11 protein-coding genes are annotated in these 11,629 nt (G+C 46.4%); 7 read left to right on the top strand and 4 right to left on the bottom strand.

The features are described 5' to 3' along the window. Positions 1-106 precede the first annotated feature (106 nt). Both B9N89_RS12625 and B9N89_RS12630 read left to right on the top strand, forming a co-directional pair. Positions 107-1,588, top strand: coding sequence for a hypothetical protein (locus tag B9N89_RS12625; RefSeq protein WP_132318828.1), 1,482 nt, complete (start codon positions 107-109; stop codon positions 1,586-1,588). 64 nt (positions 1,589-1,652) lie between these two features. Continuing rightward, the gene (locus B9N89_RS12630; protein WP_132318826.1) at positions 1,653-1,970 is read left to right on the top strand and encodes a PhoD-like phosphatase N-terminal domain-containing protein; all 318 of its coding nucleotides are present in this window, start codon (positions 1,653-1,655) and stop codon (positions 1,968-1,970) included. A gap of 170 nt (positions 1,971-2,140) precedes the next feature. Here the strand turns inward: B9N89_RS12630 and B9N89_RS12635 are convergent, their stop codons facing one another. Both B9N89_RS12635 and B9N89_RS32420 read right to left on the bottom strand, forming a co-directional pair. Further along, complete coding sequence (locus B9N89_RS12635; protein WP_132318824.1) at positions 2,141-2,386, bottom strand: transposase; 246 nt, start codon at positions 2,384-2,386, stop codon at positions 2,141-2,143. A 37-nt stretch (positions 2,387-2,423) separates the two neighbouring features. Beyond that, positions 2,424-2,708: a transposase gene (locus B9N89_RS32420; RefSeq protein ID WP_132318822.1), complete on the bottom strand. Its 285-nt coding sequence runs from the start codon at positions 2,706-2,708 to the stop codon at positions 2,424-2,426. A 159-nt stretch (positions 2,709-2,867) separates the two neighbouring features. Here B9N89_RS32420 and B9N89_RS12645 point away from each other — a divergent pair, with 159 nt between their 5' ends. From B9N89_RS12645 to B9N89_RS12665, 5 genes are all read left to right on the top strand, one after another. Further along, the gene (locus tag B9N89_RS12645) at positions 2,868-3,758 is read left to right on the top strand and encodes an RHS repeat-associated core domain-containing protein (protein ID WP_132318820.1); all 891 of its coding nucleotides are present in this window, start codon (positions 2,868-2,870) and stop codon (positions 3,756-3,758) included. A gap of 485 nt (positions 3,759-4,243) precedes the next feature. Beyond that, the gene (locus tag B9N89_RS12650; RefSeq protein ID WP_132318818.1) at positions 4,244-5,062 is read left to right on the top strand and encodes a PRC-barrel domain-containing protein; all 819 of its coding nucleotides are present in this window, start codon (positions 4,244-4,246) and stop codon (positions 5,060-5,062) included. A gap of 97 nt (positions 5,063-5,159) precedes the next feature. Next, the gene (locus B9N89_RS12655) at positions 5,160-6,392 is read left to right on the top strand and encodes a bifunctional alpha/beta hydrolase/OsmC family protein (RefSeq protein ID WP_132318816.1); all 1,233 of its coding nucleotides are present in this window, start codon (positions 5,160-5,162) and stop codon (positions 6,390-6,392) included. A gap of 140 nt (positions 6,393-6,532) precedes the next feature. After that, entirely contained in the window at positions 6,533-7,129 is a 597-nt protein-coding gene (locus tag B9N89_RS12660) for a hypothetical protein (RefSeq protein WP_132318814.1), read from the top strand. Between the two features lie 129 nt (positions 7,130-7,258). Then, on the top strand, positions 7,259-8,116 hold the full coding sequence (locus tag B9N89_RS12665) for a hypothetical protein (protein WP_132318812.1): 858 nt from the start codon (positions 7,259-7,261) through the stop codon (positions 8,114-8,116). A gap of 32 nt (positions 8,117-8,148) precedes the next feature. On the opposite strand, the gene B9N89_RS12670 is transcribed toward B9N89_RS12665, so the two are convergent. Beyond that, positions 8,149-8,835 (bottom strand): RICIN domain-containing protein, encoded by a 687-nt coding sequence (locus B9N89_RS12670; protein ID WP_132318810.1) that lies wholly within the window; start codon positions 8,833-8,835, stop codon positions 8,149-8,151. A 250-nt stretch (positions 8,836-9,085) separates the two neighbouring features. Then, entirely contained in the window at positions 9,086-11,560 is a 2,475-nt protein-coding gene (locus B9N89_RS12675) for a gluzincin family metallopeptidase (RefSeq protein ID WP_132318808.1), read from the bottom strand. Positions 11,561-11,629 lie beyond the last annotated feature (69 nt).

Genomic DNA, 11,629 nt, shown 5'->3' on the forward strand with positions numbered 1-11,629 from the left:
CCATCGGGAGGTCCTATTCGATCTGAAGCAGGTATTTTAATTCTTTCGGAAAAGGGATCTTTAAGGTCACTTGTTTCAGGTCGATAGAAGGTCCCATGGAGGGCCTATGAAGACTTTACCAAGCGCCTTGATACTCATCGCAACATGGGGCTGTAAAAACCCCCTTGGGGAATTCACCAAGGTGTCGCCATCTTTCAACGCCGAAGAAGAGTTGAACCTAGATAATATTCCACAGATCTTAGGATTAACAAATGGGGTGGAGTACACCCAAGATCGAACCTTTTCCTGGTCCTGTGACATACCTTGCACGGTGAGCATCAGTATCGATCAGTTACCCGATAGTGCTCCTGATTCCTCATTTAGCGAAATTTTCACCGCTGAGATCCCTGACCAGAGCGAGGGGACCTACTATCTGCACATCCAAGCCCAAGGAACTCAAGGTCAGTTAGGAGAGGTCATACATGTCTCAAGGCTCGTAGATGTTGTTGGTCCAGAAGCCACACGCTTAGACGTGGCTAACTTGACTTCGGGCGCAAGCCAATCCCCTACTCTAACCTGGACCCAAGCCACCGATAACGGGGCAGGTTTCTCCTATAGCGAAGTTGCTTTCTTCCTAGAATCTGGTGACGGAGTATGTGATGCCAACGACTCAACAGTTCTAATGGACTGGATTCGGGTTCCTGACTCCGTCGATCCAAGTTCGGGTTACTCCTTCTCTGCGAACGATTTAGACGGCAATCAGCAAACCATCAGTTTGGCTATAGGAACCCTATCCTATTGCGCCGGACTAAGAGAGGCCGATAGCCTAGGGAACTTAGGGGCTGTCGTCTATAGTGATCCTTGGTCTCGTTTCTCCCCAAGCGATATCACTGGCCTCCAGCTGTGGTATGACGGCTCGGATGAGACTACATTATTCACCGATACAGCTTGCACAAGTCAGGTCACGACAGGCGGCGACAGTGTTCGCTGCTGGAAAGACAAGACCGACCTTAATAATGGCGAGCACGGCACAGAAGCTACTGATTTTCCGACCTATCAAACCAATGTCAAGAACAGCCTTTCTGCGGTCAGATTCAGTGGTAACTTGCTAACCATAGCCGCTGCCGGCACTGGCCCCATTCATAATGTTGATACAGGGCCTTTTTCAGTGGCCGCCGCCTTTTCCATTGGATCCACGGGGGGAGCTAACAGCCAGCCTATTATCTGGGGGGCAGATGCCGGCGGAACCCGTGGCTTTATGTTTGGGGGTATTCCCTCATCCGTCCCAGGCCATATAGGAGCCGCATTAGGGGGGACCATCGCCAATACGGGAGTCACCCTCGATACTACGGGGTACAATGCTTATGCCATCTCTCGTGATTCTGCCAGTAACGGTAAATTTTACAATAACTTCGGTGCTGAACAGACCCTGACCATCAGTGGTTCATCGGAAAATGCCTTTGAGGCCTACCGTCTTGGTGGAGACGGCGGTACAGAAAAGTACGATGGTGATATGCTGGAGGTATTGTTTTTCGATACCCAACTGAGTGACGATGAAGTGGAGGCACTCAAAACCTACTTTGCTGATAAATGGGACTTCTCGTTTTAGGCCTAAAACCAGTTTCAGAAACAATGATTCTTGTGATTTAAGATTATGACTTAAAGGGATCTCTGTGAATCGAAGACAGCTCGTCGCAGCCGCTTTAGCCATTCCATTTACCCCTTGGCAAGGGATAGCCGCTATTGACAATGAATCCCTCTCCCCCAACCTATCATTATTTCCACAAGGGATTGCCTCTGGTGATCCTAGCCCGCAATCTGTAATGTTATGGACTAGGTTAGCACCCCATCGCCAAGTCTCGTCCATCAGCCTCCGGTTTCAAGTCGCCCGAGACCCCAATTTCCGGCAAGTGATCAGACAGGGGAAAATCGAGACATCCCTTTCAGATCGTTACGATCACACCATTCGAATTAAGATTATCCTCCTCTGATAGGCTAGTTCCTTGAAGCAGTGCTCAGCTTTAGAAAACTCACGCTTTTGGTAGACTCGTTTGCCTAAAACATAAATCAGTTCTTCACTGGATTCTGCGCTGCTATTGGCAACAGACTCTAGAACGATTGTGGACTTTTAGGGGTAGTTCAATTCCAAAAGGACCTGCGATTAGTGGAATTTATCTGCAACAAGATGAGCATTCTTGAAGGTATTTTTTGCGAATGATTTGAAGGTCGACGATAGGTCCAAAGTCACCACTTTAACATTCTCTGTTCCTTTGAACTTCAAAGCGGCATCTTCTAAGTCTCGTTTATTACGGCCATCAATTAACTCATATAGACACTTGTTCTTGTGATCTACGATCACTGACGCATACTCAACAGGCTCATACTTAGGCTTACAAAAGCTGTTCATCAATGCCAATCACCGGTGGACAGTCATATAACCAAGTTCACTCTGTTTCACTGAAAACAGACTCGAATTCACCCAGTTCGTCCCAATTTCTCATTCCAGCTAGTAGCGTTTCCTTCCAAGTTCGATTGAGTATAGAGAAATCAAATTTTTTTAAGGAAATCCATTGGCCCTCAGGGCTTATGCCACCGGACATCAGCATAATGTGCAAATGCGGCTTGAAATCGCTTTTTCTTCCTACAGTATGAAGCACTATTAAACAGCCACATTCTAGGCTTACTCCTGCAACTTTTTCCATAAAGCTTTTTACGAAATGCCAGCCCATTGATATGAAAGCGCTGTATAAATCCCCTGTAGATCTATTCCAATAAAAGATCGACCGAAACTGAGCTGGGATTGTCAGTACAACGTGGCGATAGTCCACATCCTCATAGAGTTTAGCGGCGATAGACTGAGCAAAGTTCTTCTATTTTTCCTGGCATCAATGCAGTCTTTTGCTTCAGCTTCCGAGGTTCATACCCTATCTCCGGAGTTTTCTTCGGGGGTAGTTGATCATGAAACTGGCCTCGTTTATATGAATGCTCGTTACTATAACCCTACATCTGGAGCTTTCACGTCCCCTGACCCATTGTTTATAGCGGCTCCAGATATATGTGAAGAACGGTACAAGGAATGTAACCTCTACAGTTACGTTGCCAATGACCCAGTCAATAGTATGGACCCAACGGGCCTAGCTCGTCAATCAGTTAGGAGGAGGTCTGTTAGGTCTTTAACGGCAGAGCAGACCAGAAGTTCTCTCTCACAAGCAGGTGTTAGGGGGACTTTAACCTCCCGAATGGCAGGTGGATTCAGATTATTTCGACAAACAGCAATGAGTACTTTGGCAAGACGATTTGGGGTAGGTTCCTACGCTCATCAGAGAATTATCGGTAGCAGCATAATTAACCGAGGTCGAAGTGGGGCACCAATCCGTGTGGAGGTGGATCACACACCGACTGTTGGTGCCCAGCTCCCAGGTGGCTCAAGCATGAGAAGACGAATGCACCTCAGGGTAGCGAGTGCTCCGTCCATGGCGCTACCGAGGCAAGTCCATCGCCTTCACCCCACGACTTCTGGTGGATCAAATTACGATCGTGGGGTAATGGCGGGACAAGAACGCAGGCATATTCGAGCCGGAAACTACTATCAAGCCATGAGACTTCACTTTCAAGGCTACCAGAACACTAGAGTAAATTGGCCAAGATATGGAACAAACGTCCATCAAGGAATGGCCCAAAATGCGGTAAATGCAGTAAGGCGAGCAAGGAGGCTAGGTCTTATTTCTAGCGCTGAAGAAAGAACGTTAATTGGATTGGCGAATCAAACGTCTCGATAAGATAGGTATAACTTGAGGCAGCACTGCGCTTCATTTATAGTATTATCCTATCTACGAGTTGGAAGAAACCTAATAGAGCATATGAATCACTTCAGCATCCCATGTTAGGTCGAAAAACTGTGGTCAGAATAGCTTTCGAAACAATTTATGGTCAAGTAGTTTAATCTTTCTAACTAGAGCCCAGTCACGTTGATTCTTCTGCCTAAAAAACTTGCATTTTTCGACTGAAGAATCAACGTGACCGAGCACCTGCGGTAAGATCTGTCACAAATATTCTATAAATGTCAACATCGTAACGCTTCTAAAAACAAATGTAGTCAAAAAATAGTGAATCTATTTTCAGTCAGTGATGTGGGGCTTTGGCTTCACATTATGATCATATCGGAAGGGCTTCTCCTTAACTAGTTGATTTTGTGTTTAAAATGGGTCGGAACAGAACTTGCTGAACCCAATGTGAGATCGAATTAACCAGAATTGGAGGTCTTATGGCATTTTTGTTCAACGAAGCGAGAAATTTTACGGCTTATGCAAAGGATGGAGAAATAGGTCGGGTCAAGGATATGCTGTTCGATGATCGTACCCTCAACATGCGATATGTAGTGATCGATAAATCTCGTTGGCTGCCAGGGAACAAGATTCTTCTTTCTCCATACGCCATTGAATCATGTGACTATGAAAAAGAAAAAATATACTTTGATCTTAATCAGAGGAAAATACAGGATGCTCCATCTTTAGAAGATCACCTACCGGTTTCTAGGCAATTTGAAAGCCAGCTGTATCATCATTACAGCTGGATTCCATACTGGACCGGAGCGCCTCTCAGTTATAGCTGGTATCCGTATCCAGGTCATCGAATCAAATCAAGCAACAGTCATCCCAAGGAAAAAGACGCGCGACGCCCCTGGGGAAATGGAGATCGAGATGACCAGAATTTAAGAAGTTGCCGGGAAATATGTGGCTATAGGATCTCGTCAGCTGACGACGAGGAGTTTGGTGAGCTTTCTGATCTCATCATAACAGACGATGACTTCCTACTTATTGACCTAGTTGTTTGCAGCCGTCGGTGGTTGCCAGGTGGCAAAACCTTTTGCTTATCACCATTGTTTGCAGCAGCGCTTGACGAAATTGGTCGCAGTGTTCATATGGAACTTAGCAGGGAAGCTATTCTCAGCAGTCCTCCTTTCCAGTGGGAATATTATGGTGAGCCGTACCGGAAATCACTTGCGGAGCACTATCAGAAAATTAAGAATCAAGGGCCGGAATCATCTGGAAACAGTCAAGATGGTAGGATACCTGTTTCTTAAAGGGCGGCTAAGATTTGTTGCATTGGAGAGTTTTTTTCATCGGCAGGGACTCAAGTCTGTATTAAGCTGAAACGATACTAAGACCAAGGAGGATGACTTGAGTTACCAAACCAAACGATTCGATTTTAAGAATAAAGATGGGCATAGTTTATCAGGAAAGCTTGAATTGCCATCGAAGCCATTCAAGGCTCTTGCCATCTTTGCCCACTGCTTTACCTGCTCCAAAAATATACTGGCTGCAAGTCGGATCTCCCGAGGCTTAACGGATGCCGATATTGCCGTGCTCCGCTTTGACTTTACAGGCTTGGGAAGCAGTGAGGGAGATTTTGCGAATAGTGGCTTCTCTTCTAATGTAGATGATCTTATTGCAGCTTACCAAGCATTGGAAAATGAATATCAAGAGGCACCTAAAATTCTGATCGGACATAGTCTAGGAGGAGCCGCGGTGCTCGCTGCCGCACCCCAGCTACCGGCCTTAAAAGCCGTAGCCAGTATCGCAGCACCCAGTGAGGCTGAGCATGTTCTCAATAATTTCGCAGGAAAATTAGACGAAATCGAAAGCAAGGGATTTGCTGAAGTCTCGTTGGCTAATCGTACTTTTACCATTAAAAAAGAGTTTATTGATGACGTCAACGATGACAGGTTTTTATCGAGACTGTCTGATTTCGAAGGTGCTGTTATGGTGATGCATGGGCCCGGTGATCAGACGGTAAGCATCGACCATGCGGCTAGAATATTCAAATCTGCCAATCACCCGAGAAGCTTTATTTCGTTAGATCAAGCAGACCACCTCCTTTCTAATAAGAAAGATGCTGATTACGTCGCGACAGTTCTAGGGGCATGGGTCAGCCGCTTTCTAGAGGAGTCTGAAGAGGAGGCGAATGAGACTCATGATAGCGAATCAACATTGGTTGAACTCCGAGGAGTAGGAAATCATGAATACACTCACCTGATTCGTGCACGGCAACATCAATTGCTGGCAGACGAACCAAAGAGTTTGGGAGGAGATGACCTAGGAATGGGGCCTTACGATTTGCTTTTATCATCATTAGGAGCCTGCACGGCGATGACCGTGAAAATGTATGCCCGTAGGAAGGAATGGCCTGTTGATGATGTTGAAATCAGTCTGGAGCATCAGAAGATTCATGGAAAAGACTGTGAAACTTGCGACAACAAAACGGGTAGGGTGGATCAAATCACCAAAACGATCAAGATTAAGGGTAATTTAAGCTCCGAGCAGACGGAGCGTTTGCGGGAGATTGCAGAGAAGTGCCCCGTAAATCGAACGTTGAAGTCTGAAGTGGCAATGAAAACAGTCCATATAGACTAATATTTACAAATATTATAACATACATCGAAGAATCACAAGTTAGATAAATAACACTCTAGTCGCATTTTAATACGAGTATATGCAGAGTTTCCTTGGTACTATCGAACAATCATTTATAACCATGTACCTTGGATAGAGCTATGTTTGAACTGAAAGGATTCGACAAGCCTAGGCTTGACCTTATTTTTAATTCTTTGGAAATTCGTGTTTTAAAGAAGTTCACTAAATCATCGAGACGTTACCGAAAGTCCGGTTATATCCCTCAGCCGTCGACAATCATACGACTTTCGAATGTAGATCGATATCGGTATGTCATGGTCAATGGCTTCCTACCCATATGGATCAGTCGCGGTGGAGTGGGTTGTTTGCTTAGCGCTGTGGACAAGGACGAAATCTATCATCTCGATTTGGATCGGATTCCTCGCCAAGTGTATAGTGAGCTTTTTTCTAGCACCATAGCGAAGCGTCCCCTGTCTTCCGCTTTACAATTCGTCGCAGCTGGAAACATAGAAAACTTTCTGAATCTCATCATAGACGGCAGCCTTGATCAGTTATTGCTCTCTTACTGCAGCTCCGAGGAGCTTTCGGATCTATTACAAGGACAAGGCTCTTTAGATCTTGGAAACAGCACCATTTATGAAGTCCATCCTGGTTTATCAAAATCGTCTCATTGTGAAACTTTAATTGACTACTATTTTCATTCAACAAGAGGCTTGTCTTTAGCTCAGCGAAACTAAGCCACGCTTCAGTTTGGAAATTCCTTCAGTGGGTGCTCTAGCCTTGCAGATCTTGGGGGCTTGAGCTAAAAGAGCGCTTTCATTCATCAATAAAATCAGAACGCTTTAGCGCTCTACCAGGGAGGAATTATGGGAATGACACGTGGAGTGACACATCTTATCGCTGGCGCAAGTCTCTTGTCTTTGACGGCTTGCACAGACCCTTTGCCATGGCCTGACTCGCCACTATATCAAGTGCCCGACAATAAACCCGACTGGGTAAAACCAGCTGATAAGGAGGCAGCGAAACAAGCTATTGCGGGCCACTACGCTCATTACGATGTGGTTGCTTATGAGGATGAAACGGACCAAGGTCCGATGCGATCATTTATCATATCCTACGGCTTTACGGATTTCTACCTTAATGATGATGGCGATTTGGTGGAGTACGATCGCTTTTGTCACGCCGAGCACCGAATTAATCAGAAGAATGTCCAGTCAGTATTCAGCGACGCGGCAACGCAGGCGATCAAGCCCCGGGTTCAGGTCGTTGACGTCTTTGAAAAGGATGGAGCATGGCAGGTCTATCGTAAAGCAACACCGACCCTTATAGGAATTGATGGTGATCCATCTCAGCCCATCTCATTTGATCCGAACGATCCTTTGATCAATGACGATGATGGTGATGGCAAGCCAGGTGTCACTGTGAAAATCACCATAGCTGGCTTTATTAAGGCCGACCTTTATATCGCCCGCCGCGAAATTTTCAATAACCATCTGACTCTTTACTTGGACGGTTCGCTTTGGGGCTATGTGGAAGACTACTCAGAGCAGATGGTGATTGATGCTACTTTGGATATGCTTAAGCGACCTTCTAACCCTGCTCAGAACCCAGACTATGGCCTTAGCCCCATGGCGCTGATTCCTATTTCGGAAGACCTGCAAGGCTGTGATGAGTTGATGGCAATGAAGGATAAACTTTTTCCAGCTGAACCAGGCTTCTATTGAGTTATTCATGGGGGGCTTGCCCCCTTACAGTATTATTGGCAAGTGTATCGTAAGAGTGGGTACCGAGATCCTCCTTCAACCGGCCTGACGATGTACGGACAAGATCTCCCATAGGAGTCATAGCCACATCGATTTTCGGGATCGCTTCCCATGCCAGGACCAGTCTGAAAGGTCCAAGTAAAGCCCCGTGGGCATTGTCGCCCAAACCCTTCCAGGAGCCAACGAGCGCTCCACCACCCCGAGAGTATCGGTCCACTTTCTAACTCACCATATTCCATATGAAGATACTGATTAGCCTGCCATCGATTTTGAATTCTATAGACCGGAACATCTAAGTCTCTTAGATCACTCCAAGCTGGGGATTCTTGAATCACCTTCCATTGGGCGCTCAACCACTCAGGAAGTATGGGGCCAGACACAAGTTTGCCATACTCTGTGTGGAGATAGTGATTCGTACGCCAGCGATTGCGGATGCGATAGTATGAACCTACCTTCTCAAAAACCCATTGCGCACTGAACCATCCGGGTAGAACAGGACTCGCATCAAGGCCATACTCAATATTCACATAAGAATCCAGGTTAAAGAAATTCTGAATACGTACATAGTCGGTTGCGGCGAGCTTGTGATTTTGGTCTCCTTCGTCCAAAGTGTTCGCAAAACTAGAAGTGTTAAGGAAAAAAAACATCAATCCTAAGCTTATTAAAATTCGATTCTTCACGATTCATCCTTTCTGAGCATGAAATTTCTTTAGGAAGTATCAACGGCTGAAAGCGGGATTTCAATTCTTTGGCTGTAGTTCAGTAGAAGGATTTTGATGCTTGGGATATTCCATTTTTGTCGGATTACACTTAGGAAGGCTCCTTTAAGCGAGTGAAGGAGTGGTATGCGCAACACCGTAAGCTCTTGAGGTTTACCTGCCTCAGATTATCGGTAGGTTGCGCGTTTTTTAGAAATTATTTGCAGTCTGTTCAATTCTTGTTGGACCAAACATAGAATCGCTTCTTGCCAATTGGCTCACTGTCGCCAGACTGAAACAACTTGAGATACACAAAGTCCGAACAGGTGTTATCGGAGCGATTGATGGTCTCACATCTTCCCCGGGCGGTTACTGTATGCTCGACTGAAGCTTCAGCTTGTGAAATCGTCACTCGTTGAGGTTCTCGATCCTGACCAAGCCAATCTACCGACCCCTGTAAAGGCCCTCCCTCGTAGTCGATTTCAATAGAGAGAGGGTACTTGAATCTAAAGGCACTACCATTGGCTGTTGTGAAGCGAAGCGTGAAGCTCTTCGTCTCGTCGTCATTTAAATCGAGCTTTATGGGATTCCCACGTGAAGCGAGGCTACGGGAGCTAAGGACAGTATCTTCAAACTCTACCGTGAAGCTTGCGGGAGTATCACTCTGGGCAAAGGCAAAATTTCGAGATTTAAGTGCATCCATGATCAGCGACCTCATCTCACCAGCCTCGCGTATAGCTCCTGATGGCAGTTGGAAGGGGCGATTGAGGGAATCAGCGAATATCATGTGTTCAAACCAAACCTCTGCTGTGATGCCTGGATGATCCCGGGTAAGTCGCATGGTCTCAAATATGAGTTCCGATGACCGTGCCAGACCATCATGAATACCAAATCGCTTGATAGCCGCATCAGTCATGTCCATCATGGCTCCGCCGTAGGCTTCGCCATCGTCATGGCTCTCGTTGGTGAGGTGGAAACCAATTCGATTGTTGATGCGTCGATCCTTGCGACCTGGAAAGTTTTGACCCAAGGTACGGGCTTCTACAACCAGATGAGCGATGATATCAGCCATGCCCTCATTCAACCCTCCGCTATCATTAAAGCGGTAGTAATCGCCCATCAGCCGGTCTTGGAGTCCATGACCAATTTCATGCCAGATGACGGTATTGTCTCTAGCATAATTACCTTTATCAGGGGAATAATTGGTAAAGTTGATGGTATCGCGGCTGTAGTAAGCATTGTTACGAGCATTGATACTGGGGTTAAAAAGTATGGCATCAAATGGCCGAGTGGATAGCTCAGGGTCTGTAAAACCCATTTGATGAAGGTGCTCGAACAAGATATTCATAGCCCAGTACATCTGAATTTCATCAAAGCCCGAGTTGATAAGCTCCACAATGTCATTGCTGACCTTACCTGAAGGCAATGGAATGCGATCGTAGGCATCGAGGCGATCCTTCAGTGCTCTACCAAAGGTTCTCAGTTGAGGGTTCAGAATCGACTCTTGAGTTTCGGAGTTATACTGGTACGAAGGATATATAAATGGAGCGGGATCAACGTTAAAGTTTATCCCATACAAGTTAGCAGCAGCGGGGTGAATGAAAACTCGTGCGTACTTACCGACTAGTCTTACTTGGGATGAGCCTTCGTCTTGAAACGCATTTTCCTTCATGGGAAGAGTGGCGAAAATTCCCCGGATGATTGATTCCAGGAAATCATAGTTCCAGAGGCCTTGATCTCGGCCATACATGGTGTTGCCTAGATCTTCGCTATAATTTTGTCTCTTTAGATTCAGCCCCGAAATAACTCGAAAATCGGTTTTGTCAGCTTCATGAAGCATAGGGTCAAGAAGATCGATTTCGGCAGGAATCAGAGTCGAGGGTGAGTCAAGGCCTGGTCCCAGTTCCCAGATCGGATAGACGCGGGCTGGAACCCGACCCCCATGATCTGTCATCTGGTGCTGGTGATAATGATAGTTGGCGACTCGGCTTTCTGTGCCATGGAAAGAAAACTCATGAATACCTTGGTCGCTATGAACTTTGACCTCCTCAACAAGCTTGGCACCATCCCAAAAGAAATGAGATTCGTGGTCACCGGCGAGGGGATCAAGGGGATGTTTTGCAACTTGTTCTGTTGCCTTTGCAAAGCGCTGGCGAGTCAGCTCTGTTTGATTGCCACGAAAGCTAGAGAGGGTTTGCGGATCTGGTTCACTAGGGTATTTGCTAAGGCGGGCCTCAATCTGGACGACAGCTTTGGTTTCCGGGTGGCTCCAAATACGGATCGATGAACCGCGAACCGGGATGCCCGCCCGAACTTGGGCATACCTACGATACTGGCTTGTGGCCAATAGTCGTTCTTCACTAAGGTGGAATTCATCAGCCTGAAAGCTTGTAAACTTTTCACGATTGAAGGCGTCTAGTATGCTCCCCAAATGGGCAGCGGGAGTGTCTGGGCCACCTATCCAGCGCCTCTCGAATACAGCCGGTTCCTCGGTAAGAGTCGGGGCATTACTAGTGTTTGAAGACTCGCTACTTGCTTTGGTATCGCTTTCAGCAGTTACCCCCGTACTTCGATCGGTACTGATGGGGGCATAGCTATCCGATACTGAACTATAGACCGGCGGAGATTCCGAGGTCTCTTGGCAAGCAATGGAGCCTGCCAAACAAACGACACATAGGGCTTGGAGCCCTCTTGGTAGGGTAAACATAAACGCTCCTTGATTTGATTAGTTTGGGCTTCTTAGCATAGGCAGATGGGGATCGCAATTGAGATCCTT

Source organism: Pseudobacteriovorax antillogorgiicola (assembly GCF_900177345.1).
Taxonomy (GTDB): domain Bacteria; phylum Bdellovibrionota_B; class Oligoflexia; order Oligoflexales; family Oligoflexaceae; genus Pseudobacteriovorax; species Pseudobacteriovorax antillogorgiicola.